The organism is Acidovorax sp. MR-S7 (genome assembly GCF_000400995.2).
Taxonomy (GTDB): Bacteria; Pseudomonadota; Gammaproteobacteria; order Burkholderiales; family Burkholderiaceae_C; genus MR-S7.
Genome location: NZ_DF238999.1, coordinates 189,172 through 214,277 on the forward strand (window position 1 = coordinate 189,172; position 25,106 = coordinate 214,277).

The 25,106-nt window shown below is 65.2% G+C and carries 24 protein-coding genes, 1 tRNA gene and 1 pseudogene; 17 read left to right on the forward strand and 9 right to left on the reverse strand.

Annotation, left to right across the window (positions count from 1 at the left end; all coding sequences use genetic code 11):
• Positions 1-24: 24 nt before the first annotated feature.
• From urtD to urtA, 4 genes are all read right to left on the reverse strand, one after another.
• The gene (gene urtD, locus AVS7_RS21930; RefSeq protein WP_020230193.1) at positions 25-894 is read right to left on the reverse strand and encodes an urea ABC transporter ATP-binding protein UrtD; all 870 of its coding nucleotides are present in this window, start codon (positions 892-894) and stop codon (positions 25-27) included.
• The gene (urtC, locus tag AVS7_RS21935; RefSeq protein ID WP_034691422.1) at positions 891-1,997 is read right to left on the reverse strand and encodes an urea ABC transporter permease subunit UrtC; all 1,107 of its coding nucleotides are present in this window, start codon (positions 1,995-1,997) and stop codon (positions 891-893) included. The genes urtD and urtC overlap by 4 nt, the downstream gene beginning before the upstream one ends.
• Positions 1,998-2,007: 10 nt before the next feature.
• A complete protein-coding gene (urtB, locus tag AVS7_RS21940) occupies positions 2,008-3,597 on the reverse strand; it encodes an urea ABC transporter permease subunit UrtB (protein WP_034691353.1) in 1,590 nt (529 codons plus the stop codon).
• 81 nt (positions 3,598-3,678) lie between these two features.
• Positions 3,679-4,941, reverse strand: coding sequence for an urea ABC transporter substrate-binding protein (urtA, locus tag AVS7_RS21945; protein ID WP_034691424.1), 1,263 nt, complete (start codon positions 4,939-4,941; stop codon positions 3,679-3,681).
• 288 nt (positions 4,942-5,229) lie between these two features.
• Between urtA and AVS7_RS21950 the strand changes: the two genes are divergently transcribed.
• The 4 genes from AVS7_RS21950 to ureC all read left to right on the forward strand — a co-directional run bounded on the left by AVS7_RS21950 (position 5,230) and on the right by ureC (position 8,279).
• On the forward strand, positions 5,230-5,532 hold the full coding sequence (locus AVS7_RS21950; RefSeq protein ID WP_020230197.1) for an urease subunit gamma: 303 nt from the start codon (positions 5,230-5,232) through the stop codon (positions 5,530-5,532).
• Between the two features lie 44 nt (positions 5,533-5,576).
• Positions 5,577-6,167, forward strand: a complete 591-nt coding sequence (locus tag AVS7_RS21955; RefSeq protein WP_024002085.1) for a HupE/UreJ family protein — start codon at positions 5,577-5,579, stop codon at positions 6,165-6,167.
• Position 6,168: 1 nt separating this feature from the next.
• Complete coding sequence (locus tag AVS7_RS21960) at positions 6,169-6,474, forward strand: urease subunit beta (RefSeq protein ID WP_020230199.1); 306 nt, start codon at positions 6,169-6,171, stop codon at positions 6,472-6,474.
• A gap of 86 nt (positions 6,475-6,560) precedes the next feature.
• The gene (ureC, locus tag AVS7_RS21965) at positions 6,561-8,279 is read left to right on the forward strand and encodes an urease subunit alpha (RefSeq protein ID WP_020230200.1); all 1,719 of its coding nucleotides are present in this window, start codon (positions 6,561-6,563) and stop codon (positions 8,277-8,279) included.
• A 2-nt stretch (positions 8,280-8,281) separates the two neighbouring features.
• Here ureC and AVS7_RS21970 read toward each other — a convergent pair whose 3' ends face one another.
• The 3 genes from AVS7_RS21970 to nikR all read right to left on the reverse strand — a co-directional run bounded on the left by AVS7_RS21970 (position 8,282) and on the right by nikR (position 9,351).
• On the reverse strand, positions 8,282-8,668 hold the full coding sequence (locus AVS7_RS21970; RefSeq protein ID WP_020230201.1) for a type II toxin-antitoxin system death-on-curing family toxin: 387 nt from the start codon (positions 8,666-8,668) through the stop codon (positions 8,282-8,284).
• Positions 8,665-8,892 (reverse strand): AbrB/MazE/SpoVT family DNA-binding domain-containing protein, encoded by a 228-nt coding sequence (locus tag AVS7_RS21975; RefSeq protein WP_020230202.1) that lies wholly within the window; start codon positions 8,890-8,892, stop codon positions 8,665-8,667. Before AVS7_RS21975 ends, AVS7_RS21970 begins: the two co-directional genes overlap by 4 nt.
• Before the next feature lie 63 nt (positions 8,893-8,955).
• Positions 8,956-9,351 (reverse strand): nickel-responsive transcriptional regulator NikR, encoded by a 396-nt coding sequence (gene nikR, locus AVS7_RS21980; RefSeq protein WP_020230203.1) that lies wholly within the window; start codon positions 9,349-9,351, stop codon positions 8,956-8,958.
• Positions 9,352-9,448: 97 nt separating this feature from the next.
• Here nikR and AVS7_RS21985 point away from each other — a divergent pair, with 97 nt between their 5' ends.
• Both AVS7_RS21985 and AVS7_RS21990 read left to right on the forward strand, forming a co-directional pair.
• Complete coding sequence (locus AVS7_RS21985) at positions 9,449-11,470, forward strand: TonB-dependent receptor (RefSeq protein WP_020230204.1); 2,022 nt, start codon at positions 9,449-9,451, stop codon at positions 11,468-11,470.
• 18 nt (positions 11,471-11,488) lie between these two features.
• Positions 11,489-12,193, forward strand: coding sequence for a DUF4198 domain-containing protein (locus AVS7_RS21990; protein WP_020230205.1), 705 nt, complete (start codon positions 11,489-11,491; stop codon positions 12,191-12,193).
• Positions 12,194-12,253: 60 nt separating this feature from the next.
• On the opposite strand, the gene AVS7_RS21995 is transcribed toward AVS7_RS21990, so the two are convergent.
• Positions 12,254-12,736: a gamma-glutamylcyclotransferase gene (locus AVS7_RS21995; RefSeq protein WP_049696993.1), complete on the reverse strand. Its 483-nt coding sequence runs from the start codon at positions 12,734-12,736 to the stop codon at positions 12,254-12,256.
• Between the two features lie 29 nt (positions 12,737-12,765).
• On the opposite strand from AVS7_RS21995, the gene ureE reads away from it, so the two are divergent.
• The 7 genes from ureE to AVS7_RS22030 all read left to right on the forward strand — a co-directional run bounded on the left by ureE (position 12,766) and on the right by AVS7_RS22030 (position 19,663).
• Entirely contained in the window at positions 12,766-13,293 is a 528-nt protein-coding gene (gene ureE, locus AVS7_RS22000; RefSeq protein WP_020230207.1) for an urease accessory protein UreE, read from the forward strand.
• Positions 13,253-13,984, forward strand: a complete 732-nt coding sequence (locus AVS7_RS22005) for an urease accessory protein UreF (RefSeq protein WP_369799129.1) — start codon at positions 13,253-13,255, stop codon at positions 13,982-13,984. Before ureE ends, AVS7_RS22005 begins: the two co-directional genes overlap by 41 nt.
• On the forward strand, positions 13,981-14,643 hold the full coding sequence (gene ureG, locus AVS7_RS22010; RefSeq protein WP_020230209.1) for an urease accessory protein UreG: 663 nt from the start codon (positions 13,981-13,983) through the stop codon (positions 14,641-14,643). Before AVS7_RS22005 ends, ureG begins: the two co-directional genes overlap by 4 nt.
• A 76-nt stretch (positions 14,644-14,719) precedes the next feature.
• A protein-coding gene (gene prfB / locus AVS7_RS22015) for a peptide chain release factor 2 (protein ID WP_144425164.1) occupies positions 14,720-15,824 on the forward strand; the annotation gives its coding sequence in 2 pieces (ribosomal slippage) (positions 14,720-14,800 and positions 14,802-15,824; 1,104 coding nt in all).
• 18 nt (positions 15,825-15,842) lie between these two features.
• Positions 15,843-18,542, forward strand: a complete 2,700-nt coding sequence (gene pepN / locus AVS7_RS22020; RefSeq protein WP_020230212.1) for an aminopeptidase N — start codon at positions 15,843-15,845, stop codon at positions 18,540-18,542.
• Positions 18,543-18,556: 14 nt separating this feature from the next.
• Positions 18,557-19,576 (forward strand): class 1 fructose-bisphosphatase, encoded by a 1,020-nt coding sequence (locus AVS7_RS22025; protein WP_020230213.1) that lies wholly within the window; start codon positions 18,557-18,559, stop codon positions 19,574-19,576.
• 11 nt (positions 19,577-19,587) lie between these two features.
• Positions 19,588-19,663 (forward strand) — tRNA-Thr (locus AVS7_RS22030).
• A gap of 333 nt (positions 19,664-19,996) precedes the next feature.
• Here the strand turns inward: AVS7_RS22030 and AVS7_RS22035 are convergent.
• Positions 19,997-21,322 carry a pitrilysin family protein gene (locus AVS7_RS22035; protein ID WP_020230214.1) on the reverse strand — a complete coding sequence of 442 codons (1,326 nt, stop codon included), beginning with the start codon at positions 21,320-21,322 and terminating at the stop codon, positions 19,997-19,999.
• A gap of 597 nt (positions 21,323-21,919) precedes the next feature.
• Between AVS7_RS22035 and AVS7_RS22040 the strand changes: the two genes are divergently transcribed.
• The 4 genes and pseudogenes from AVS7_RS22040 (at position 21,920) to AVS7_RS24160 (ending at position 24,901) form a co-directional block, all read left to right on the forward strand.
• Positions 21,920-22,921 carry a DnaJ C-terminal domain-containing protein gene (locus tag AVS7_RS22040; protein WP_020230215.1) on the forward strand — a complete coding sequence of 334 codons (1,002 nt, stop codon included), beginning with the start codon at positions 21,920-21,922 and terminating at the stop codon, positions 22,919-22,921.
• Between the two features lie 112 nt (positions 22,922-23,033).
• Positions 23,034-23,182: pseudogene (locus AVS7_RS22045) on the forward strand (IS3 family transposase); the annotation flags it as partial.
• A gap of 458 nt (positions 23,183-23,640) precedes the next feature.
• Positions 23,641-24,042 carry a BLUF domain-containing protein gene (locus tag AVS7_RS24155; RefSeq protein WP_082176614.1) on the forward strand — a complete coding sequence of 134 codons (402 nt, stop codon included), beginning with the start codon at positions 23,641-23,643 and terminating at the stop codon, positions 24,040-24,042.
• A 4-nt stretch (positions 24,043-24,046) separates the two neighbouring features.
• Positions 24,047-24,901 (forward strand): EAL domain-containing protein, encoded by an 855-nt coding sequence (locus AVS7_RS24160; protein WP_024002090.1) that lies wholly within the window; start codon positions 24,047-24,049, stop codon positions 24,899-24,901.
• The last annotated feature ends 205 nt before the right edge of the window (positions 24,902-25,106 follow it).

Genomic DNA, 25,106 nt, shown 5'->3' on the forward strand with positions numbered 1-25,106 from the left:
GCGCAAGCAGCTATCGTTTTTGAATCAGCGCCCCAGATAGACTTCGATCACGCGCTCGTCGGCCTGCACCTGGTCGAGCGTGCCTTCGGCCAGCACAGCGCCATCGCACAGCACGGTGACCTTCTCGCTGATGGCGCGGATGAAATGCATGTCGTGCTCCACCACCATCAGCGAGTGACTGCCCTTGAGCGAGAGGAACAGCTCGGCCGTGCGCGCGGTTTCCTCGTCGGTCATGCCGGCGACGGGCTCGTCGAGCAACAGCAGCTTCGGCTGCTGCATGAGCAGCATGCCGATCTCCAGCCATTGCTTCTGGCCATGGCTCAGCTCGCCCGCCAGGCGCGCCTCGCTGCCCGCGAGGTGGATGGTGTGCAGCACTTCGGCCAGCCGGCCGCTTTGCGCGCTGTCCAGCCGGAAGAACATCGAGTGCTTCACGCCCTTGTGCGTCTTCAGCGCCAATTCGAGGTTCTCGAACACGCTGAGATGCTCGAACACAGTGGGCTTCTGGAACTTGCGGCCGATGCCAAGCTGCGCGATCTGCGGCTCGTTGTGGCGCAGCAGGTCGATGGTCGAGCCGAAGAACACCGTGCCTTTGTCGGGCCGCGTCTTGCCGGTGATGATGTCCATCATCGTGGTCTTGCCCGCGCCGTTGGGGCCGATGATGCAGCGCAGCTCGCCGGGGGCGATGTCCAGTTGAAGGCCGTTGATGGCCTTGAAGCCGTCGAAGCTGACGTGCACGTCCTCCAGGTACAGGATGCGGCCGTGGGTCACGTCCACCTCGCCGGGGACGGCCGGGCGCGCGTAGCCGGGGCTGCGGCCGCCCGATGCAGCGGCAGCCGGTGCGGGGGCCGCGCGCTCGAAGCGCTGCGCGCCCGCTTCCATCAGATCGGGTGTCATGCCTTGCCTCCTTTCTTGCGGCGCAGCAGGCCGACCACACCATTCGGCAGGAACAGCGTCACGGCGATGAACAGCGCGCCCAGGAAGTACAGCCAGAACTCCGGCGCCACCACGGTGAGCCAGCTCTTGGCGCCGTTGACGATGAACGCGCCCGCGATGGGGCCGATGAGCGTGGCGCGCCCGCCGACCGCCGCCCACACGGCCATTTCGATCGAGGCGGCAGGGCTCATCTCGCCGGGGTTGATGATGCCCACCTGCGGCACGTAGAGCGCCCCGGCCACGCCGCACATCATGGCGCTGATGACCCAGATGGTGAGCTTGTAGGGCAGCGGCGAGTAGCCCGAGAACATCACGCGGCTTTCCGCGTCGCGGATGGCTTGCAAGACGCGGCCGAACTTGGCTACCACCAGCCAGCGCGCCAGCAGGTAGAAGCCCAGCAGCGTGCAGCCCGTGATGACGAACAGGGCCATGCGCGTTTCCTGCGTGGCGATGGCGAAGCCCGCGATGCGCTTGAAGTCGGTAAAGCCGTTGTTGCCGCCGAAGCCCGTCTCGTTGCGGAAGAACAGCAGCATGGCCGCGTAGGTGAGCGCCTGCGTAATGATGGAGAAGTACACGCCCTTGATGCGCGAGCGGAACGCGAACCAGCCGAACACGAAGGCCACCAGCCCCGGCACGGCCACGATGAGGATCAGCGTGGCGGCGAAGCTGCCCGACAGCGCCCAGTGCCACGGCATTTCCTTCCAGTCGAGGAAGACCATGAAGGCGGGCAAGCCATCAGGCCCCGCAGCGTCGCGCATCAGGTGCATGCCCATCACGTAGCCGCCGAGCGCGAAGAACAGGCCGTGGCCCAGCGACAGGATGCCGGTGTAGCCCCAGATCAGATCCATCGCGAGCGCCACGATGGCATAGCACATGATCTTGGCCGTAAGCGCCACCGCGTAGTCCGACAGGTGGAAGGCGCTGCCCTGCGGCACCCAAAGATTGAGCACGGGCGCGAGCGCGCACACCAGCAGCAGCGCGGCGAAGAACGCGCCCCAGCCCTTGCGGGTGAGCAGCGGCTTGCGGCCAGGGAGTTGCACGGCGGGAATGTGTTGAGTCGTCATGGCTTGCATGTCATGCCTCCGCGCTGCGGCCCTTCATCGCGAAGATGCCTTGCGGCCGCTTCTGGATGAAGGCGATGATGAACACCAGCACGGCGATCTTGGCGAGCACCGCGCCCGTCCAGCCTTCGAGGAACTTGCCCAGCACGCCCAGCCCCAGCGCCGCGTACACGGTGCCCGCGAGCTGGCCCACTCCGCCCAGCACCACGACCATGAACGAGTCGACGATGTAGCTCTGGCCCAAGTCGGGCCCCACGTTGCCCACCTGGCTGAGAGCGCAGCCCGCCAGCCCGGCAATGCCGCTGCCCAGGGCGAAGGCCATGGTGTCCACCCGCGCCGTGTTCACGCCCATGCACGAGGCGATGGGCCGGTTCTGCGTCACGCCGCGCACGAACAAGCCCATGCGCGTGCGTGCAATCACCCAGGCCACCAGCGCCAGCACGGCGAACGCGAAGGCAATGATGACAAGCCGGTTGTAGGGCAGCGTGAGGTTGGGCAGCGCCTGCCAGCCGCCGCTCATCCACGACGGGTTTTCCACCGCGACGTTCTGCGCACCGAACACGGTGCGCACGAGCTGCATCAGGATCAGCGAGATGCCCCAGGTGGCCAGCAGCGTCTCCAGCGGGCGGCCGTAGAGGAAGCGCAGCACGCCGCGCTCCAGGATGGCGCCGACGAGTGCCGATGCGAGGAAGGCCGCGGGCACGGCCACGATCAGGTAGGCATCGAACGCGCCGGGCAAATACTTCTGGAACAGGCCCTGCACCAGGTAGGTGGCGTAGGCGCCGATCATCATCAGCTCGCCGTGCGCCATGTTGATGACGCCCATGAGCCCGTAGGTGATCGCGAGGCCCAGGGCGACCAGCAGCAGGATGCTGCCCAGGCTGACGCCCGTGAAGGCCACGCCCAGGCGCTCGCCCCAGGCGAGCTGGTCGTCCACCTGCGCGAGCGCGCGGCGCAATGCGGCCTGCACTTTCTCGTCGCTCTCCTGCGCCAGCCGCTCGCTGAGCAGCAGGCGCGTGGCGGGGCTGGCATCTTCCAGCAGCGTGGCGATGGAGGCCATGCGGCCCATAGCGTCGCCGCTGCTCAACTGCACGCCGGCGCGGATCTGCTCCAGCGCCCGCTTCACGCGCGCATCGCTCTCCTGCGCCAGCGCCTTGTCGATGAGCGGCAGGCGCTCGGCCGTCGCACCCTGGCGCATGGCCTGCGCGGCCTGCAGGCGCCGCTCCGCATCGGGTGCGAACAGGTCGAGCGCGGCCAGCGCGGCGCCGATGGCGGAGCGCATGCGGTTGTTGTTGGACACGTCCTCCGCGCCCTCGGGCAGCGGCACGCCCTGCCCGGTCGCCGGGTCTTGCGCCTGGCCGTCGCGGGCGATCAAAGCGCGGTCGCCAGCAACGACCACCTCGCCATCGGCCAGCGCGCGCAGGAATGCGGCGGTGCGCGCATCGGGCTGCTCGGCCACGGCCGTCTGCATGGCGGCGATGCGGCTGGCGCTGTCGCCCGTGGCCATCGCCAGCGCGGCCTCGGGCGTGAGCGCGTGGGCCAGGTGCGTGCCGCCTATGCATGCCACCAGCAGCAGCGTTCGCAACAACAGTTGTCTCGACATACGAACCTCAAAAAAACGGCGCGGCGCGCGACTGTGCGCGCCGCGCCGAAGGCTGCCCACCAGGGCGAGGAGACTCAGGAGTTACTTCTTTTCAGGCTCGTCCTTCTTCTTGTCGTTGCCTTCGATGTACGGGCTCCAGGGCTGCGCCTTCACGGGCGCCTTGGTCTTCCAAACGACGTTGAACTGGCCGTCGGCCTTGATCTCGCCGATCAGCACCGGCTTGTGCAGGTGGTGGTTCTTGGCGTCCATGGTCAGCGTGAAGCCGCTGGGCGCCTTGAAGGTCTGGCCGGCCATCGCGGGGATCACCTTGTCGGGGTCGGTGCTCTTGGCCTTTTCCACCGCCTGCTTCCACATGTGGATGCCGACGTAGGTGGCCTCCATCGGGTCGTTGGTCAGCGGCTTGGTGGATTGGCCCGGCAGCTTCTTGGCCTTGGCGTAGGCGGCCCACTGCTTCATCCAGGCATCGTTCGTGGGGTTCTTCACGCTCATGAAGTAGTTCCACGCGGCCAGGTGGCCCACGAGCGGCTTGGGGTCGAGGCCGCGCAACTCTTCCTCGCCCACGCTGAAGGCGACTACGGGCACGTCGGTGGCCTTCAGGCCCGCGTTGCCCAGCTCCTTGTAGAAGGGCACGTTGGAGTCGCCGTTGATGGTGGAGACAACAGCCGTCTTGCCGCCCGCGGCGAACTTCTTGATATCGGCCACGATGGTCTGGTAGTCAGAGTGGCCGAAGGGCGTATAGGTCTCCATGATGTCCTTGTCGGCCACGCCCTTGGCCTTCAGGAAGGCGCGCAGGATCTTGTTGGCCGTGCGCGGGTACACGTAGTCGGTGCCCAGCAGCACCCAGCGCTTCGCGCCGCCGCCGTCCTCGCTCATCAGGTATTCCACGGCGGGAATGGCCTGCTGGTTGGGCGCGGCGCCGGTGTAGAACACGTTCTTCGACAGCTCCTCGCCCTCGTACTGCACGGGGTAGAACAGCAGCGCGTTGTTCTCCTCATAGACAGGCAGCACCGACTTGCGGCACACGCTAGTCCAGCAGCCGAAGGTGACGGCCACCTTGTCCTGTCCGATGAGCTGCTTGGCCTTCTCGGCCGCCAGCGGCCAGTTGGAGGCCGTGTCGATCACCACGGGCTCCAGCTTCTTGCCGAGCACGCCGCCCTTGGCGTTGATGTCCTCGATGGTCATCAGCGCCATGTCCTTCAGCGCGGTTTCCGAGATCGCCATCGTGCCGGAGAGCGCGTGAAGCACGCCCACCTTGATGGTGTCCGCCGCATGCGCGGCGAGCGGCAGGCTGGCGATGGCCGCGGCGGCGGCGAGGGTCTGGAGGGTGAAACGGCGCGGGTTCATCACGATGCGATCCTTGGCTGTCGATTGGGAAAAGGCCGCCATCTGGAAAAAGGCGGGACTGGCCTCGTCTTGCAAGCGCCGTGCCACCGCGCCCGATCCCAATCGCAGTGCGCAAAAGGGGGCCAAGGCACCAACGCGGGCATCGACGCACCAAAACCGCACGCATCCCATGCACCATGACGGCGCTGCGCGGGCACCGTTTTTGCATGTCCCTGCGCCTGGAACTGACACCTCGTGTTCGGCCGACAGGCCGCACGAGCTAGCAACCCCAGCATTGAGCGACGTGAAATGGAATTAACTCCTCGTGAAAAAGACAAGCTGCTGATCTTCACCGCCGCGCTGCTGGCCGAGCGCCGCCGCGCGCGCGGGCTCAAGCTCAACTACCCCGAGGCCGTAGCCCTCATCAGCGCCTTCGTGATGGAAGGCGCGCGCGACGGGCGCACCGTGGCCGAGCTGATGAGCGCGGGCCGCACCGTGCTCACGCGCGCCGACGTGATGGAGGGCGTGCCCGAGATGATCCCGGACATCCAGATCGAAGCCACCTTCCCCGACGGCACCAAGCTGGTGACCGTGCACGAGCCCATCATCTGAAGCCTTTTAGGCCTCCAGCCCTTATCCACCAAGCGCAAACAGCTATGAAAAAGATACTTACTATCTCCCTCACTGCCCTGCCCTTCGCCGCGATGGCCCACGTGGGCGGGCATCCGCACTCGCATGGCCTGGCGGACAGCTTCGCCCAAGGGCTCATGCACCCGTTCACGGGCCTCGACCACCTCGCCGCAATGCTGGCCGTGGGCGCGTGGAGCGCACTGGCCGTGCGGCCCGCGTGGCGCGCGCCCGCTGCGTTCGTTGCGCTGCTGGTGCTGGGTGCGTTGGCAGGCTTCAGTGGCCTGTGGGTGCCTGGGGTGGAGCCAATGATCGCCGCCTCGGTGCTGGTGCTCGGCCTGCTGGTGGCCGTCCACAAGCGCATGCCCTGGGGCGCAGCCGCTGCCCTGGCCGGCGTGTTCGCGTTCTTCCACGGCGCGGCGCATGGCTACGAACTGGCGGGCGATGGCGGCGCGGCGGCCTTCGCCGCACTGGCAGGCATGGCGGCGGGCTCGGCCGTACTGCACGTCGCGGGCATGCTGCTGGGCCACGCCGTGATGCAGCGCCACCAGTGGATCGCCCGCGCTGGCGGCGCGGCCACGGCGCTGCTGGGTGTGTTCATGCTGACGCGATTGGCTTGACATGATCCCCGGTGAACTCATCCCAGACGACGGCGCGCACGCGCTCAACCCCGGCCGCCGCACGCTCGCGCTGGTGGTGAAGAACGCGAGTGACCGGCCGATCCAGGTCGGCTCGCACTACCACTTCGCCGAGACGAACGCGGGCCTGGAATTCGACCGCGCCGCCGCGCGCGGCATGCGCCTGAACATCGCGAGCGGCATGGCCGTGCGCTTCGAGCCGGGCCAGCAGCGCACGGTGGAACTCATCGATTTTTCCGGCGCGCGCCGCGTGTTCGGCTTTCGCGGACTGGTGCAGGGAAAACTATGACGCCCCCACGCTCTTCACTTCGTGTAATCGCTGCCCCCCAAGGGGGCGCAAGCCTCCTTTGGGGCGGCCCGGCAGGAGGCTTATAAATGGCAAGCATCGACCGGCGCGCCTACGCCGAAACCTATGGCCCCACCGTGGGCGACCGCGTGCGGCTGGCCGACACGGGCCTCGTCATCGAGGTGGAACGCGACTTCACCCTGGCCGCTGGCGGCTATGGCGAGGAAGTGAAGTTCGGCGGCGGCAAGACCATCCGCGACGGCATGGCGCAGTCGCAGCGCACGCGCGCCGAAGGGGCCGTCGATACGGTGCTGACCAACGCGCTGATCCTCGACCACTGGGGCATCGTCAAGGCCGACATCGGCCTGAAGGACGGGCGCATCGCCGCCATCGGCAAGGCCGGCAACCCCGACACGCAGCCGGGCGTTCAAATTGTCATCGGCCCCGGCACCGAGATCATCAGTTGCGAGGGCCACATCGTCACCGCAGGCGGCATCGACTGCCACATCCACTTCATCTGCCCGCAGCAGATCGAGGAGGCGCTGGCCAGCGGCGTCACCACCATGATCGGCGGTGGCACCGGCCCGGCCACCGGGACGTTTGCCACCACCTGCACGCCAGGGCCATGGCACATCGAGCGCATGCTGCAGGCGGCCGATGCCTTCCCGATGAACCTGGGCTTCCTCGGCAAGGGCAACGCCAGCCTGCCCGGCGCGCTGCACGAGCAGATCCACGCGGGCGTGATCGGGCTGAAGCTGCACGAGGACTGGGGCACCACGCCCAGCGCGATCAGCAACTGCCTGGACGTGGCGGAGCTGGAGGACGTGCAGGTGGCGATCCATTCCGACACGCTCAACGAATCGGGCTTCGTGGAAGACACCATCGCAGCGACCAAGGGCCGCACGCTCTGCGCCTTCCACACCGAGGGCGCGGGCGGCGGGCATGCGCCCGACATCCTGAAGGTGGTGGGCGAGACCCACTTCCTGCCCTCCTCCACCAACCCCACCATGCCCTTCACGCGCAACACGCTGGACGAGCACGTGGACATGCTCATGGTCTGCCACCACCTCGACCCGGCCATCGCCGAGGATCTGGCCTTCGCCGAGAGCCGCATCCGCAAGGAAACCATCGCCGCTGAGGACATCCTGCACGACATGGGCGCCATCAGCATGATGAGCAGCGACAGCCAGGCCATGGGCCGCGTGGGCGAGGTCATCATCCGCACCTGGCAGACGGCGCACAAGATGAAGGCGCAGCGCGGCACGCTGCCCGAGGATTCGGCGCGCAACGACAACTTCCGCGCCAGGCGCTACGTCGCCAAGTACACGATCAACCCCGCCATCGCCCACGGCATCAGCCACGAGGTCGGCAGCCTGGAAGCGGGCAAGTGGGCCGACATCGTGATATGGAAACCCGCGTTCTTCGGCGTCAAGTCCGCCTGCATCCTCAAGGGCGGCAGCATTGCGATGGCCGCGATGGGCGACCCCAACGCCAGCATCCCCACGCCCCAGCCCGTGCACTACCGGCCCATGTTCGGTGCGTTCGGCGGCAACAATGCGCGCAGCTCGCTCACCTTTGTTTCGCAGGCAGCGCTGGATGGGGAGGTGGGCCAGCGTTACGGTCTGTCCAAGCGCCTTGCGGCGGCGAAGAACATGCGCGGCGTGAAGAAGGGCCACATGGTGCACAACGGCCTAGCGCCGCACATGGAGGTCGATGCGCAGACCTATACGGTGCGTGCGGACGGCGAGCTGCTGGTGTGCGAGGCGGCGACCAGCCTGCCGATGGCGCAACGGTACTTTCTGTTTTGAATTCAGCGCGGCCGCATGTGCTCGCGCAGCCATTGCGCGAAGGCGGATTCCTTCAACTGGCCCGCCGCCACGTCCAGCATGGTGAGCGTGGCTTCGACCTGCGTAGCGCTCAGCCGCTGGCCGTTGAGCAGCAAGAACAAGCCCACCGCCAGAAAGGCCGCGCGCTTGTTTCCATCGACGAAGGCATGGTTCTTCGCCAGCCCCACGCCATAGGCAGCGGCCAGGTCGGCCAGATCGGGCGAGCCGTAGGCCACCAGGTGCTGAGGCCGCGCCAGCGCCGAGTCCAGCAGCCCCTCGTCCCGCAACCCCGGCGCGCCGCCATGCTCGGCCAAGCTTTCGTCATGCAGCAGAAACAGGGCTTCGCGGCTGATCCAGCGCCACTCGCTCATTTGGCCAATTGGTGAAAGGTGTCGCGGTATTCGCGCATGAACTCGCGCCCCAGCGCGAGCTGGTCTTCCAGCGACGGGTCATAGGGCGTGAGCGTCACCCCACCGTTGGCCGCATCGGTCAAGAACACCGTGTCGCCCTTGGCGAGCTTGAGCCGTGCCAACACCTCCTTGGGCAGGATCACGCCCACGGAGTTGCCGATCTGGGTGAGTTTGAGTGCGGACATGGGAAAGCTCGCAACGGTAGTTATAACGTTCGTTATATTAACCCATAAACGCAGCCCGGCGCATCAGACCATCAGATGCAGTTGCCCGTCCTTCACGCCCCGCTCGGCCAGGATGGCGTTGGCCAGGTCGCTCACCGCGCTGGCAGGCCCACGCAGGATCAGCGTTTCCAGGCAGAGATCGTGCTCCAGATGCACGTGCGTGGAAGCCAGCGTCAGCACATGGTGGTCGTGCTGAATATCGAGCAGCCGCAGCGTGGTCGTGCGGTCGTGGTGGTCGTACAGGTAGCTCAATGAGGCAACGCAAGGCGCATCCGGCCGCGCGGTCAGGCGCTCCTGGCGCAGTTCGCGGCGCACAAGGTCGCGGAAAGCCTCCGACCGGTTGCTGTAGCTGCGGGACTGGATCAGGGATTCGAAGTCCGCGGCCAGATCGTCGTCGATGGAAATGCTCAGGCGTTGCATGGCCGCAAGCGTACCGGGATTCGGCTGCGGGTCATCGGCGGGTTGGGTATGAAGTTTGCTTGATTCTTCATACGCCTTTTCCGCCCCACGACCATTCATGCGCTTGCCTCTTCGCCGCTCACTGCACCCCATCGCCGCCGCCTGCCTGCTGGGCCTCACACAGACCGCCCAGGCCCAGACGCACGTGCTGGATACGGTAGAGGTCAAGGGCGAATCCGCGCGCGGCGGCGCGGCCGCGTACTCCACCACCACGCTGGAAACGCAGGACATCCAGAACGCCCACGCCACCCGCCCCGAGGATCTGCTGCGCCAGGTGCCCGGCATGAACGTGCAGGACTACCAGCTCTCGGGCGTGGGCAACGCCATCGTGATGCGGGGCTTTGGCGGCGGCGGGCATGGCGGGGACGTGGGCGTGGTGCTGGACGGCATTCCGCTCAACGAGGCCATGTCGCATGCCGACGGTTACGTCGATCTGAACGTCATCGTGCCGCTGGAGATCGAGCGCTTCACCGCCTACAAGGGGCCGGTATCCGCTCTGTATGGCAACTTCAACCGCGCGGGGCTGCTGGCGATCGAGACGCGCAAGGGCGGCGAGTACAAGGAAGTGGATGCGAGCATCGCATCGCACAGCACGCTGGATGCGCAGGCCGCGCTGGGCCTCAAGCCCGGTGAGGGGCAGACGCTCAATCTCGCCGCGCAGCACTACCGCTCCGATGGCTTCCGCACCCAATCGAGCGTGGAGCGCACCACGCTGGCCGCGCGCTGGAGCAAGACCGTCACGCCCGCGCTGGAGATCGCGCTCTCGGGCCGCCTGCACCAGGGCGACGGCGATTCGCCCGGCTACGTGACGGCGGCGCGCTTTGCCACCGACCCCTACGGCAAGGAGCCACAGGCCATGCTGGACGGATCGAAAAAGCACTTCGCAACGCTGCGCGCCGACGTGCAGTACGCCATCGCGCCGGAACTCAAATGGCTCACCTTCGCCTACACCACGCGGCAGGACTTCACGCGCTGGTTCAGCCGCCCCGTGAGCCCCACCGCCTGGCGCCAGCGCGAGGAAACGTATGACCGCACGGTCTACGGCGCGGGCACCAGCCTCAATGGCCGCCACGCCACGGCGTTCACGCCGATTAACTGGGTGGCGGGCATAGAAACCTTCCGCGAAGCCACGGACTACCAGTTCTATGACGGCGAGGACAACCGCGTGCGCACCGCACCGCCAGGGCTCGACCGGCGCGCGCGGCTCAACAGCCTGTCGGCCTTCACCGAGGTGGATGCGCCCATCCACCCGCTGTTCCAGCCCTCCTTCGGCCTGCGCTGGGATCGCTTCACCGGCAACTGCCGCCCCCTGGGCCCCGAGACTGGCGACGCCGACTGCGGCCCGCTGGCGCGCATGTCACACGCCAGCCCCAAGATAGGAGTGCGCTCGCAGCTGCTGCCCCGCGTTCTGGCGCGCGCGAGTTGGTCGGAAGGCTTCGCGCTGCCCGACGAATTCGCCAAATATGCGCTGGGCGCGCGCTCGCTCAACCCCAACGTCTTTCGACAGACCGAAGTCGGCGCGCAGATCCAGCCCATCGCGGGCCTGACGCTGGACGTGGCCGCGTACCAGCTGCTGTCGTCCGGTGAAATCCGCGCCGTGGCGCCCGGCATCTACGAGAACTACGGCTCCACGCGCCGCACGGGCGTGGAGGCCTGCGCCCTCTGGGCCGCCACGCGCCAGCTCGACCTGTCGCTGGCCTGGGGCAGCGCGCATTCGCGCGTCACGCAGAACGCTGACCCCTCCATGCTCGGCAAGCAGGTGGCCGGCGTGCCGCGCACCACCACCACGGTCAGCGCCACATGGCGCCCCGTGGCGGGCTGGGAAGGCTCGCTCACCTGGCGCCGCGTGGGTCGCTATGCGGTCAACGCCGACAACAGCGTGAACTACGGCGGCTATGCCATCTGGGACGCGGGCGTGAACTACACCGTGCCCGGCACCGGCTATCGGCTTTACGCCACCGTCGCCAACCTCAAGGACAAGGTGTATGCCTCCTCATCGTCCGTCATGGGCGGCGGCACCCAGGTCTTTGCCCCCGGCGTGCCGCGCACGTTCCGTATCGGCGTGCAGGCGCAGTTCTGACCCACAGGAATCTTCACCATGCGTTTCTTCTCGCTCATCCTCGCGCTTGCATGCGCTGCCGCCCTGTCCTTGCCCGCGCAGGCCCACAACGTCTGGCTGGAGCCCGATGCGGGCGGCGGCTACGTCGTGCAGTTCGGCGGGCACGAAGGCGTGCTCGAAACCTTCCGTCCCGAAAAGCTCAAGAGCGTGCAGGCCTTCGACCAGCGCGGGCGCAGCATCCCCGTGAAGATCGAGCCGCGCGAAGGCGGCGTGCGCGTGCGGCCCGAGCGCCAGGCCGCGATGCTGGCCGTGCATTTCGACAACGGCTACTTCAGTAGCGTGAGCAGCGGCCCCATGGTCGAGAAGCCCATGAACGAGAACCCCGGCGCCACTAGCGGCGTGCATGCGATCAAGTACCACAAGACCATCATCACCTGGGGCGCGTTCGCACAGAAGCCGCTGGGCCAGCCGTTCGAAATCGTGCCGCTCGCCCACCAGACGCCGCATGCGGGCCAGCCGTTGCGCGTGCAGGCGCTGCTGGACGGCAAGCCGGCCGAGGGCATCCGCATCTCACTCGGCGAGAAAGGCGCGCCCGTCACGACCGCAGCCGACGGCATGGCCACAGTGACGCCGGTGGCGGGCATCAACCAGTTGCTGGCGATCCGCCGCGCACCCGTGGCGGGCGATGCACGCACGACGAGCCTCAGCTACGAATACCTGCTGGCCTTTCCGGTTCATGAATGAAATCGGACTCCAGCGCTTATGCACCAAGCGCGAGCAGCTATTGTTTTTGATATCACAAGGCTACATATGGCTCCTGAGCTGAAATGTCCCGCCTGGCGCACTCCGACCCGTCTGCGCGAACCACGCCAGCCAGTCGCTCGCCGCGATCACCGGCGCACCGCGCACGGCAGGCGGCAGGGCCTCATAGACCAGCACCGGCATCTCCTGCGTGCCGCCCTGCGTCAGCGCAACGGGCAGGGTCAGCAGCCGCTTGGCGTATTCGCCCACGTCCTCGGGCCACAGCCCTTCGATGCGGTCGAGCTGCTGCTCCAGCGCGGGGTCGAGCGCATACACCTCGGCCTGCACCGGCTGCATGCCGGCAAGGCACAGGCCCGGATACCAGCCCAGGTCGTGCAGCGTGCCCGTCAGCACCGTGCTGCCCACGAGCGCGATGCCGGGCCGCAGGCGCGCGATGTCGTTGACGCCGCCCGCGCGCAAGGTGCCATAGACGGCCACCCAGGCCGCTCCGCAGGGCAGCCATGAAGAAGATTTTTCAGTCACCATAGGCCGATCATCCAAGCACGAACCACGCCATGCTCACCGCCAACAAACTCCTGGCCCAGGGCCAGGGCCTTTCTCCCGCCCTCCTCAAGCGCGCCGCCACCGTGGAACTCGACTGGGACGTGCGCCAGAAAAGCCGCTTTTCCGCGACAGACAGCCAGGGCCGCCAGCTCGCCATCTTCCTGCCACGCGGCCAGGCCGTGCGCGGCGGCGACGTGCTGGTTGCCGAGGACGGCAGCCTGATCCGCGTGCTTGCGGCAAAGCAGAAAGTGCTGCGCATCACGGCATGCGCGCAGCACGGCTCGCCATTCGACCTGATGCGCGCCGCCTACCACCTGGGCAACCGCCACGTGCCCATCGAGCTGCAGCCCGACCACCTGAAGATCGAGCCCGACCACGTGCTGGCCGACATGCTGCGTGCCATGCACATGATGGTGGAGGCAGCCGACTTGCCCTTCGAACCCGAGGGCGGCGCCTACGGAGGGCATGTGACCAACGACGGCCACAGCCATCACGGACATGGCCACAGCCATGGTCACGGCCACGCGCATGACCACTGAGCCCCTCTCGCCCGGCAGCCTGCTGCAGCTGATGTGGCTGGCCTCGCCCGCGCTGCCCATCGGCGGCTTTTCCTACTCCGAAGGGCTGGAGGCGGCCGTCCATGCCGGGCTGGCCGCGACGGAGCAGGAAGCGGGCGACTGGCTGGTGCAGCAATTGCAGCTCGCCCAGACGCGCGGCGACATGGCCGCCATCGCGCAGGCCCTGCATGCCTGGGCCGCGCATGACCTGGAGCGCATCGCAGCCCTCAACGCCTGGGTGCGCACCACGCGCGAAAGCAGCGAGCTGCGCCTGCAGGCCGAGCAGATGGGCCGCTCGCTCGTCGACTGGCTGCGCAACCGCCATGCGGGCGATGCCAGGCGGCAAGACACCATCGCCTGGCTGGCCGCGCACGATGCGGCCTACCCCATCGCCTTTTCCTACGCCGCACATTGCACCGGCGCCGCGCCGCAGGGTGCCCTGCTGGCCTACGCCTTCGGCTGGGCCGAGAACATGGTGCAGGCCGCCATCAAGGCCGTGCCGCTGGGCCAGAGCAGCGGCCAGCGCATCCTGGCACGGCTGAGCCAGGAGATCCCCGCCGCCGTGGAGCACGCCCTGGCCCTGCCGGACGCCGCACGGCAAGCCTTTTCGCCCATGCTGGCCATCCTCTCGGCCCGGCATGAACACCAATACTCACGCCTCTTCAGATCATGACCACCGCACTGCACCACATCCCCCACCGCACCAAGAAGCTGCCCCCGCTGCGCGTGGGCATCGGCGGGCCCGTCGGCTCGGGCAAGACCACCATCCTGGAGATGCTCTGCAAGGCGATGCGCGACCGATGGGACCTGGTCGCCATCACCAACGACATCTACACCAAGGAAGACCAGCGCCTGCTCACCATCAGCGGCGCGCTGCCGCCCGAGCGCATCCTGGGCGTGGAGACGGGCGGCTGCCCGCACACGGCGATCCGCGAAGATGCCTCCATCAACCTGGAGGCCATCGACCGCATGCTGGCCCAGTTCCCCGATGCCGACATCGTCTTCATCGAATCGGGCGGCGACAACCTCGCAGCCACGTTCAGCCCGGAGCTCTCCGACCTCACGATCTACGTGATCGACGTGGCTGCGGGCGAGAAGATCCCGCGCAAGGGCGGCCCCGGCATCACCAAGAGCGACCTGTTCGTCATCAACAAGACCGACCTGGCGCCACACGTGGGTGCCAGCCTGGAGGTGATGCACGCCGACACCACGCGCATGCGCACCACGCCCAAGGGGCTCAAGCCTTTCGTGATGACCAACCTGAAGACGCAGCACGGCCTGGATGCGGTGGTGGACTTCATCGAACGGCAAGGCCTGCTGCGGGCGGGGTGAGGCCGGGCGGCGCAATGCGCGTCCCATGAGAAAATCGCGGGTTACTCCCCAACAAGACACACAGGACACCGCAACCATGGACGCAGAACACATCAACCTCATCGGCACCACCCTCGAAGACCTGTCCACCCGGACGCAAGAGTTACGGAGGTATCTTTGACTACGATGCCAAGTACGAACGCCTGCGCACGGTAAACGCCTCTCTGGAAGACCCGAACGTCTGGAACGACCCCAAGAAGGCGCAGGAGCTGGGCAAGGAAAAGAAGCTTCTGGACGGCGTGGTGCTCACGCTGGAGAAGCTCACCGCCGAACTGGCCGACAACGCCGAGCTCTACGAGATGAGCAAGGAGGAAGGCGACGAGGCAGGCCTGGTCACCATCGAGGCCGAGACCGACAAGCTGCGCCCGCTCATCGAGGAGCTGGAGTTCCGCCGCATGTTCAGCAAGGAGGCCGATCCGCTGAACTGCTACGTCGACATCCAGGCCGGCGCCGGCGGCACCGAGGCCTGCGACTGGGCCGGCATGCTGCTGCGCCAGTACCTCAAGTACGCCGAGCGCAAGGGCTTCAAAGCCACCGTGGACGAAGAGACGCCCGGCGACGTGGCCGGCATCAAGAGCGCCACGATCCACATCGAGGGCGAATACGCCTACGGCCTGCTGCGCACCGAGACCGGCGTGCACCGCCTGGTGCGCAAGAGCCCGTTCGACTCCTCGGGCGGGCGCCACACCTCGTTCGCGTCGCTGTTCGTCTATCCCGAGATCGACGACTCGATCCAGATCGACATCAACCCCTCCGACGTTCGCACCGACACCTACCGCGCCAGCGGCGCGGGCGGCCAGCACATCAACAAGACCGATTCGGCCGTGCGCCTGACGCACATTCCCACGGGCATCGTGGTGCAATGCCAGGATGGCCGCAGCCAGCACAGCAACCGCGACGTGGCCTGGCAGCGCCTGCGCTCCAAGCTCTACGAGCACGAGATGCAAAAGCGCATGGAAGAGCAGCAAAAGCTCGAAGACACCAAGACCGACGTGGGCTGGGGCCACCAGATCCGCAGCTACGTGCTGGACAACAGCCGCATCAAGGACCTGCGCACCAACGTCGAAGTCTCCGCCACGCAGAAGGTGCTGGACGGCGACCTGGACGTGTTCATCGAAGCCTCGCTCAAGCAGGGCGTGTAAGCGCCCGAAGGAATCATGATGAAAGAAGGACAAGCCACCGCCATCCACCGTCTGGACTACGCGCCGCCCGCGTTCTGGATCGACACGGTGGATCTCGCGTTCGACCTGGACCCGGCCAAGACCCGCGTGCTGAACAGGATGCGCCTGCGCCGCAATCCGGCCGTGGCGCCCCAGCCGCTGCGCCTGCACGGCGAGGAGCTGAACCTGGCCCGCGTGCTGGTCGACGGCGCCGGCACCTCGTTCAAGATGGAGGGCAACCAGCTCGTGCTGGAGAACCTGCCCGAAGGCGAAGAACCCTTCGCTCTGGAGATCTTCACCACCTGCGCCCCCGCCAAGAACACGCAGCTCTCGGGCCTGTACGTGAGCGGAGACACCTTCTTCACCCAGTGCGAGGCCGAGGGCTTCCGCCGCATCACCTACTTCCTCGACCGGCCCGACGTGATGGCGAGCTATACCGTCACCCTGCGCGCCGACAAGGCGGCGTATCCTGTGCTGCTCTCCAACGGCAACCTCGTCGAGAGCGGCGACCTGGAAGACGGCCGCCACTTCGCCAAGTGGCACGACCCGCACAAGAAGCCCAGCTACCTGTTCGCGCTGGTGGCGGGCAAGCTGGTCGCGCGCGAGCAGCAGATCCGAAGCCGCGCAGGCCGCGACCATCTGCTGCAGGTCTATGTGCGCCCCGGCGACCTGGAAAAGACCGAGCACGCGATGAACTCGCTCATGGCGAGCATCGCCTGGGACGAGGCGCGCTTCGGCCTGAGCCTGGACCTCGACCGCTTCATGATCGTCGCCACCAGCGACTTCAACATGGGCGCGATGGAGAACAAGGGCCTGAACGTCTTCAACACCAAGTACGTGCTGGCCAGCCAGGCGACCGCCACCGACGTGGACTTCGCCAACATCGAGAGCGTGGTCGGCCACGAGTACTTCCATAACTGGACGGGCAATCGTGTCACCTGCCGCGACTGGTTCCAGCTCTCGCTCAAGGAAGGCCTCACCGTCTTCCGCGACCAGGAGTTCAGCCAGGACATGGCGGGCAGCCCCTCGGCGCGCGCCGTAAAGCGCATCGAGGACGTGCGCGTGCTGCGCACCGTGCAGTTCCCCGAAGACGCCGGCCCCATGGCCCACCCCGTGCGGCCCGACAGCTACGTCGAGATCAACAACTTCTATACCGTCACCATCTACGAAAAGGGCTCGGAAGTCGTGCGCATGCAGCACAACCTCGTGGGCCGCGACGGTTTCGCCAAGGGCATGAAGCTCTACTTCGAGCGCCATGACGGCCATGCCGTCACCTGCGACGACTTCGCGCAGGCCATCGCCGATGCGAACCCCGGCAGCGAGTTGGCGCAGCGCCTCGACCAGTTCAAGCGCTGGTACAGCCAGGCCGGCACGCCGCGCGTGAAGGCCGAGGGTCGCTACGACGCCGCCGCGCAGACCTACTCGCTCACCCTCTCGCAAAGCTGCCCCGCCACGCCGGGCCAGCCGGAGAAGCAGCCCTTCGTCATCCCCGTGGCGCTGGGCCTGCTCGGTGCCGACGGCGCCGCCCTGCCCCTGCAACTGCAGGGCGAAGCGGCCGCGGGCGCCGCAGACCGCACCGTGGTGCTGACCGAGCCAAGCATGACGCTCACCTTCGTCAACGTACCCAGCCAGCCCGTGCCCTCGCTGCTGCGCGGCTTCAGCGCGCCCGTCACCCTGGAGTACGACTACACCGATGAGCAGTTGCTCACTCTGCTCGCGCACGACACCGATGCCTTCAACCGCTGGGAGGCCAGCCAGCGTCTGATGCTGCGCATTGCTATTAATGCAATAGCTTCCAGCGCATACCAGACAAGCGCTGGCGGCCAAAATCTATTGCAACCCGCGTTCGTGCAGGCCATGCGCGACGTGCTGCGCCACCCGCAGCTCGACGCGGCGTTCAAGGACCTGGTGCTCACCCTGCCCTCGGAAAGCTACATCGCCGAGCAACTCGACATGGTCGATCCCCAGCGCATCCATGCCGTGCGCGAGGCGCTGCGCATGGAGCTCGCCACCGCGCTGCGCGGCGACTGGGAATGGGCCTGGGAAACGCACCAGGACTGCGGCGCCTACCGCCCCGACGCCGTGAGCAGCGGCCGCCGCGCGCTCGCGGGCAGCGCACTCGCCATGCTCTGCCTGGCCGCGCGCGAAAGCGGCGACGCCGTGTGGCCCGGCAAGACCTACCAGCGCTTCAAGGATGCGGGCAACATGACCGACCGCTTCAACGCGCTCTCGGCCCTCGTCACCAGCGGCCACGAACTCGCGGCGCCCGCGCTCGCGCGCTTCCACCAGATCTTCAAGGACGACGCGCTGGTCATCGACAAGTGGTTCGCCCTGCAGGCCAGCCGCCCCGACCACGGCGGCGACGTGCTGCCCGCCGTGCGCCAGCTCATGAAGCATCCCGACTTCAACCTGAAGAACCCCAACCGCGCGCGCAGCGTGATCTTCAGCTATTGCAGCGCCAACCCCGGCGGCTTCCACCGCGCCGACGCGGCAGGCTACGTGTTCTGGGCTGACCGCGTGCTGGAGCTCGACAGCCTGAACCCGCAAGTCGCGTCGCGCCTGGCGCGTGCGCTCGACCGCTGGAGCAAGCTCGCCGAGCCCTACCGCACGGCAGCGCGCGAGGCCATCGCCCGCGTGGCCGCCAAGCCCGACCTATCCAACGACGTGCGCGAGGTCGTCACCCGCGCCCTCGCCGATTGAAGGAGCCTTTTGACATGACCGAACGCATCAGCCTCACCCGCTACCTCGTCGAACAGCAGCGCGTCGACGGCCGCATCCCGCCGCAGCTGCGCCTGCTGCTCGAAGTGGTGGCGCGCGCCTGCAAGCGCATCGCCCTGGCCGTGAACAAGGGTGACCTGGGCGAAGTGATGGGCACGGCCGGCACCGAGAACGTGCAGGGCGAGGTGCAGAAGAAGCTCGACATCATCGCCAACGAGGTGCTGATCGAAGCCAACGAATGGGGCGGCCACCTGGCCGCGATGGCCTCGGAGGAAATGGACGGCATCTACGTCGTGCCCAACCGCTTCCCCCAGGGCGAATACCTGCTCATGTTCGACCCGCTGGACGGCTCGTCCAACATCGACGTCAACGTCTCCATCGGCACCATCTTCTCGGTGCTGCGCAAGCACCACGACGACCCCAACACCGCCGAACCCGTGGCCGAGGCCGACTTCCTGCAGCCCGGCCACCAGCAGGTGGCGGCCGGCTACTGCATCTACGGCCCGCAAACCACGCTGGTGCTCACCGTGGGCGACGGCGTGGCCATGTTCACGCTCGACCGCGAGCAAGGCTCCTTCGTGCTCACGCGCGAGAACATCCGCATTCCGGAGGACACCAAGGAATTCGCGATCAACATGAGCAACATGCGCCACTGGGACGAGCCGGTCAAGCGCTACATCCAGGAGTGCCTGGCCGGCAAGGAGGGCCCGCGCGGCAAGGACTTCAACATGCGCTGGATCGCCAGCATGGTGGCCGACGTGCACCGCATCCTCATGCGCGGCGGCATCTTCATGTACCCCTGGGACAAGCGCGAGCCGAACAAGCCCGGCAAGCTGCGCCTGATGTACGAGGCCAACCCCATGGGCTGGCTGGTCGAGCAAGCCGGCGGCGCCGCCACCAACGGCAAACAGCGCATCCTCGACATCCAGCCCACCCAGCTGCACGAGCGCGTGAGCGTAATCCTGGGCTCGAAAAACGAGGTCGAGCGCGTGACCAGCTATCATTCCGGTATATAATTTAAGTCTTCGCCGGTGTAGCTCAGTCGGTAGAGCAGCTCATTCGTAATGAGAAGGTCGCGTGTTCGATTCATGTCTCCGGCACCAAGTCAGCAAAAGAAACCCCGTTATCCAAAAGATCGCGGGGTTTTTCTTTTTCATCTGATGTAGCCATCATGTAGCCACTGGCACTGGTTTTTTGCAAGGATGCTGGCCGCTTTGAACAAACCAAAGCCCCTGCGGCAACAAGCGCTCCTTCAGCGATCCAGCCGGTGCGACGCGGGATCCGAGCCTCCTGAAACAGAAGGCTCTGGCAAGGCCGCAAGCGAAGAAGAAGGCGCAGCAGCAGCGAGGAACAGTGAGGCGCAAGGGGCTGTGAACAAAGGAGAGGGCTTACGGGAGGCGACAGGCTCAGGTGTCGCCGGGCCTGAAATGCGTCCCTCAGCAGTCCAGCGCTCTCACGGTGGCTGCCAGCGAGGCCGCCAGCTTCCGCGCAGATGGGGCGCTGACGCCCTTGCCCGTGATCGACAGCGCAGGCAGATGGGCTAGCATTCGCGCAAAGACGCCCTGAACTTCTTCCGAACGAATGTCGTGGATCAGGGCGATCACCTCGGCCAGCGGCGTCACGGTGCCGCTGGCAAAAAGCTCCTCGACGGCGCGCTCCATCGTGGCAAAGGGTCGTTCACTGGCGCGCACGCGGGAGACGGTTAGCTGGTTCTTCGCCCGCTCCAGGTGGACCGGGTCGATGATGGCGGCCTGGGCATGCAGCAGTTCACCCGTGACCTGAACCAGCGCCTGGACCTTGTCCGGGGTGGTCACGGCATGCACCACGAAGTTCAGCCAAGCGTCTCCGCTGTCGAGCGTGGCATCTGCCGTGTATGCCAGACCGAGTTGCTCGCGAACCGTATCGACCAGAGGCGAGGACATCCCGCCGCCGAACAGGTTGGCCGCGAGCGCAGCAGCCAAACGCCAGCGTTGCGGCGACATACCGTCTGGCCCCGCAGGCGTCAGCGGATAGGCGATGTGGAGGAATACCTGCGACACCTGCGTGAAGCGCCGGGCCACGGCTTGACCAATATGCGCTGCGGGCACCGGTGGATGTACCCCTAAGAGGTCTTCCGATGCAGGCATTGCCCCAAAGAGGTCCTCCGCGAGCGCCATCCAGGCATCTACATCGAACTGGCCGGCGGCTGCCACGACGGTCTTGCCCGCCACGTAGTGCTGCTGCACATGGCGAACCAGATCGTCGCGGGTGAATCCCTCGATGTTCTCGACCGTGCCGATCACGGGCATGCCCATGGGATCGGCGCCCCAGAGAGCGCGGTCCAGCAGATCGCTGGAACTGTCCTCCGGGTCCTCGTCGTACTCGATGGCCTCCTGGCGGATCACCCCCAGCTCGCGCTGCAGTTCGATTTCGGGAAAGGTGCTGTGGAGCACGATGTCGGCCGTCATGGCGAGCAACTGCGTCGCATGCTGTCCCAGGCCGGTCATAAAGTAGCCGGTGATGTCCTTGCCGGTATAGGCATTGACCTCCGCGCCCAGCCGCTCAGCATCCAGGTTGATGGTCTGCAGAGAGCGTGAGGTGGTGCCCTTGAAGGCCATGTGCTCCAGAACATGGCTGATGCCGTTGGTCGCAGGCGTCTCGTCACGGGAGCCGACGCGCAGGAACACGCCCACGCTCGCGCTCTGCACGTGTGGCATGGAGATAACTAGTAGCCGGACGCCGTTGGGAAGCGTGCGAAGGATCGGGGTCAGGGGCTTGGCCATCAGTGGTTTCGCACAGCAATTCTCTGGCAACGATCGCAAGATCGCTTGGCCCCCAGCGCCGTCCTTGAAGGCCAAAGACCACCGGTGAGCAGCCTGATGCGGGTCTCTTGTTCCATGGTGCATTGTCGCTGCGCTCCACGGCTGGTCCAGACGCAATCGCTATCTCCAGGCAGCGAACGTAGGGACCGAGGCGATGCCTGGGGGCGTGTTGCGATGTGACTTCGCCGTGGATGCTGTCGACCTTCTAGCCAATCTAGGCGATGCCTCCATGCCTGGAGCGGCAGCGGCCATGGCAAGCTTCTGCGACCGCTTGCGACCTATTCTGCCGAAAAATTCCCTACCTCTGCCTTGAGCCATGTTTTCGGGGGCCTTACCTCTTCCTTCACGTGAGAACTTCGATCCGGGGCAGTCTAGGAGGTCGATTTCTCTGCCAGCGCCGGGCACTTCAACAGAAGAGCCCCGAAAGCAGACATCTCCGGGAGCGGGCATGCCGGTGCGCAGAGGAAAACCAGACCAGCGCGCCCAGCCCGAGAATCTGGTCGGCAAGCTGCGCCTGCTACCATGCTGCACTGCAACATAGCTTGCGCCATTGAGCTCATGGACCTTGACGACCCTTACCACGAACTTGGCCTGGCACCGGGCTCCAGCGATGCCGAAGTGAAGGTCGCGTGGCGCCGCCTGTCTGCACGCTGGCACCCGGATCGCAACAACAGCCCGCATGCCCTGCGAAAGATTCAGCGTATCAATCGGGCACTGGAAATGATCCGCAACGCCCGGGACGAACCGGAGCCTGAAGCCGAGGATCCTGCCCCCGGTGCGGAATCCACCGTCGAGCACACCATCAGCCTCACGCTCGAGGAGGTGGTGACCGGTTGCGTCAGGGAAGTTCGGGGCGAGGTGGTCGAAGACTGCGCCGAGTGCAACGGCGGCGGCCTGCAACTGCAGGCTACCGAGTGCAGCGAATGCAGTGGCACCGGCCACATCCGGCCGAATCTCTGGTTCGCCTGGGTCTCGCCCACGGTCGAATGCGCAGCCTGCCAGGGGCAGGGGAAGACGCGCCAAAGCTGTACTGCCTGCGCGGCTAGCGGTCAGGCACCGGCGAGCAAGTACCGCTGCCGGGTGCAGGTCGTGCCTGGCGCACGTGCTGGCGACCTGCTCGATGTCACAGCCCTGGTGCAAGGCAGTCAACGCCAGTACAAGCTGGGGCTGCGCGTACGCATAGAGCTGCAGCCGCACGAGTTCTTCACGGCTGAAGCCGATGGGACCTTGAAGTGCGAGCTGCCCGTCGATGGTTTTGCATGGATGGCCAATCGCTGGATCGAGGTTCCAACGCCCCGCGGGCTGCAACAGATGAAGCTGCGGCGAGGCCACCTGAACTACCGCATCAAAAACGCCGGCCTGCCGTGGGCGAACGAGGCAAAAACCGGGGACTGCATCGTCACCGTCGTACCGATGTTCCCGCAAGAGTTCAGCCAGGATCAAGAGGCAGCGATCGACCAACTGGTGGCCAGCAACTCCGGAACGGCTGGCACGTCGGCTGGCGATCGCATGGCGGCATGGACCCGGTTGGTGGACAGCTGGCAGGATCGGCGCAGGTGAGATTGACCCTGTCCCATGATTTCGAACCGTTCAGTAACAGAACGACCGGCATGATGAAGGCCCGCATCGGGCCAGGAGCATGTCGTGAAGAAGCAAGGTCACTAAGGCTCAGATCGCCTTGCGTTGAAGCAGGCGGAGTTGGACACCCGTGTCGAAGAGGTGCGGCGCAAGAAGTACGCGGGTGTGGGCCCCTCGGAGTGGCGCCGGCTGCGCCAGCTCGAAGAAGAAAACTGCAAGCTCAAGCAGATCGTGGCCGACCTGAGGTTCGGACAACGGACCAGAGTTCGTGCAATCCACCGTCTTCTCAGGAAAAACTGGCTCGACTAAACCGATCAGGCCAGACTCGCTCGCAGCCGAAGCCTGCGTGGTCTCCTCGCGTTCAGCGAGGGGCAGTGCTAATCAGATCGATGGCGAGCCGGCAGACGGACTCCTCCGGTTGCTGCCAGGATGTTCTGAATGGAGGTATGTGGCCGATCGAACAGCTTGTCGAGCTGGCGCAGAGTATCGCCCCTGCTCCAAGGATCCCGACACCATCGCCTTCGGTGTAGTAGATCCAAGGGTGTTGCTTCATGCAGTGCTTCTTGTGCCAAGTGCAATCATTGTGTTGCATCGACTGGTTGAATTCACAACCCTAAACGGAGCGTAAAAACCTGATGAGCATTGTGTCGAATGCTGCTCCACCTGACGCACAACCCTTTCTAAATTAAGCTAGAGTGCATATGACAAATGCACACACAGCGGAAGCGGTCTCGGCACTAGTCTACCGAAGCCGGAGCCGCATTTTCCTTTCTTCGGAACAATTGATCGCACTCGAGAAAAACGCCCGAGTACGCAACGAGTCGATGTCTATCACCGGCATGCTTCTCTTTGACGGGATCTATTTTTTTCAATACCTGGAAGGGCCGGAGGAAGCAGTACAAACTCTTTTTCTTAGGATACTCGAAGACTCACGGCATCATCACATCATCAAACTACTTGACGACTATGCCCCTGCCCGTAAATTCCCACATTGGGGCATGCAGTTGTTAAAGGTCCAATCTCAGAGCGATGAGACAGCCGAGGCAATGATCACTCGTCTTGTTCGAGACGCAGACCTTCCTGCAGTAGACCCGCGCCTTTAAGCTGATGGTAGCTTTTGCCTCTGGCCGATGGCTCGATCATGCCACCGAAGCGTACGATCAAGCGGAATGGACATTTGAATTGCGGCCAACGCCCTTTGCCCAGGCGGGGCCTGAAATCTATTCATCCAAATTTTGCCAATTCGCCCTTCAGCCTATTGTTGATACTTCCACAGGTCTGATCTCCTCCTTGGAGGCATTAGTACGCAGCCCCAGCGGCGGAACGCCTCAGGAGCTATTCAATACGTTACGGCCAGATCATCTTCACATCTACGATCTCAAGACTAAGCGACATGCCTTTGAACTCGCTGCAGCCATAGGCGTGGGCCACACAAACCTGTCCATCAATCTTTTACCAGCATCACTGACAAATAACGAATATTCTGTGGATTGGCTGGTGGAGCAAATTAAAGAGCAAGGACTAAAGCCTCAGCAATTAATCATTGAAATAACAGAAGAGGAAGCGATCTCTCATTTCAACGATTTTTACGCTGCTTTAAAAAAACTGCGCAGCGCTGGCATTAGCGTAGCAATTGACGACTTTGGCGCGGGCTACGCAGGACTGGCGATGTTGGCCAAATTTCAGCCGGAGAAGTTAAAGATTGACCGCCAGATTGTGACAAACATCCATACTGATGGCCCCCGTCAAGCCATTGTCAAGGCAATCGTGGAGTGCTGTTCTTCATTAGGTATTTCAATAGTAGCCGAAGGAGTGGGATCTTTCAATGAATGGAGCTGGCTTCGTGCAGCGGGAGTCAATTTATTCCAAGGCTTTTTTTTCGCCAAGCCAAAGCTCAATGGGGTTGATGCAGTGAATTGGCCGGTTCCCAGCAATTCAGCAGCCGCTTCAGCAAACCCTTAACCCTGAGCTCGGAGCACCCCTTCGCCCATCGACCACTCATTCTCGTTGCGAGCATAAATCGTTGATCCTCGGCATTGAAACAGCAATATCATCGCCGCGGATTCAACTGTTCGATGCAATACATGCGTCAAACATAACGGCAGGTGTTCCCAGGTTTCGTGGGCAAGTTGGTTCAACGTCCTCGCACTGGTATCCAGATGCTCTT

Coding starts and splice junctions, on each gene's coding strand:
- ureE (WP_020230207.1), top strand. CDS start 12,766: ATGCTCACCGCCAACAAACTCCTGGCCCAGGGCCAGGGCCTTTCTCCC.
- urtB (WP_034691353.1), bottom strand. CDS start 3,597: ATGTCGAGACAACTGTTGTTGCGAACGCTGCTGCTGGTGGCATGCATA.
- ureC (WP_020230200.1), top strand. CDS start 6,561: ATGGCAAGCATCGACCGGCGCGCCTACGCCGAAACCTATGGCCCCACC.
- AVS7_RS21995 (WP_049696993.1), bottom strand. CDS start 12,736: ATGGTGACTGAAAAATCTTCTTCATGGCTGCCCTGCGGAGCGGCCTGG.
- AVS7_RS21950 (WP_020230197.1), top strand. CDS start 5,230: ATGGAATTAACTCCTCGTGAAAAAGACAAGCTGCTGATCTTCACCGCC.
- AVS7_RS21955 (WP_024002085.1), top strand. CDS start 5,577: ATGAAAAAGATACTTACTATCTCCCTCACTGCCCTGCCCTTCGCCGCG.
- AVS7_RS21960 (WP_020230199.1), top strand. CDS start 6,169: ATGATCCCCGGTGAACTCATCCCAGACGACGGCGCGCACGCGCTCAAC.
- AVS7_RS24160 (WP_024002090.1), top strand. CDS start 24,047: ATGGTAGCTTTTGCCTCTGGCCGATGGCTCGATCATGCCACCGAAGCG.
- AVS7_RS22035 (WP_020230214.1), bottom strand. CDS start 21,322: ATGGCCAAGCCCCTGACCCCGATCCTTCGCACGCTTCCCAACGGCGTC.
- AVS7_RS21990 (WP_020230205.1), top strand. CDS start 11,489: ATGCGTTTCTTCTCGCTCATCCTCGCGCTTGCATGCGCTGCCGCCCTG.
- urtA (WP_034691424.1), bottom strand. CDS start 4,941: ATGAACCCGCGCCGTTTCACCCTCCAGACCCTCGCCGCCGCCGCGGCC.
- AVS7_RS22005 (WP_369799129.1), top strand. CDS start 13,253: ATGGCCACAGCCATGGTCACGGCCACGCGCATGACCACTGAGCCCCTC.
- urtC (WP_034691422.1), bottom strand. CDS start 1,997: ATGACGACTCAACACATTCCCGCCGTGCAACTCCCTGGCCGCAAGCCG.
- AVS7_RS21975 (WP_020230202.1), bottom strand. CDS start 8,892: ATGTCCGCACTCAAACTCACCCAGATCGGCAACTCCGTGGGCGTGATC.
- AVS7_RS22025 (WP_020230213.1), top strand. CDS start 18,557: ATGACCGAACGCATCAGCCTCACCCGCTACCTCGTCGAACAGCAGCGC.
- AVS7_RS22040 (WP_020230215.1), top strand. CDS start 21,920: ATGGACCTTGACGACCCTTACCACGAACTTGGCCTGGCACCGGGCTCC.
- nikR (WP_020230203.1), bottom strand. CDS start 9,351: ATGCAACGCCTGAGCATTTCCATCGACGACGATCTGGCCGCGGACTTC.
- ureG (WP_020230209.1), top strand. CDS start 13,981: ATGACCACCGCACTGCACCACATCCCCCACCGCACCAAGAAGCTGCCC.
- pepN (WP_020230212.1), top strand. CDS start 15,843: ATGAAAGAAGGACAAGCCACCGCCATCCACCGTCTGGACTACGCGCCG.
- AVS7_RS21985 (WP_020230204.1), top strand. CDS start 9,449: ATGCGCTTGCCTCTTCGCCGCTCACTGCACCCCATCGCCGCCGCCTGC.
- AVS7_RS24155 (WP_082176614.1), top strand. CDS start 23,641: ATGACAAATGCACACACAGCGGAAGCGGTCTCGGCACTAGTCTACCGA.
- AVS7_RS21970 (WP_020230201.1), bottom strand. CDS start 8,668: ATGAGCGAGTGGCGCTGGATCAGCCGCGAAGCCCTGTTTCTGCTGCAT.
- urtD (WP_020230193.1), bottom strand. CDS start 894: ATGACACCCGATCTGATGGAAGCGGGCGCGCAGCGCTTCGAGCGCGCG.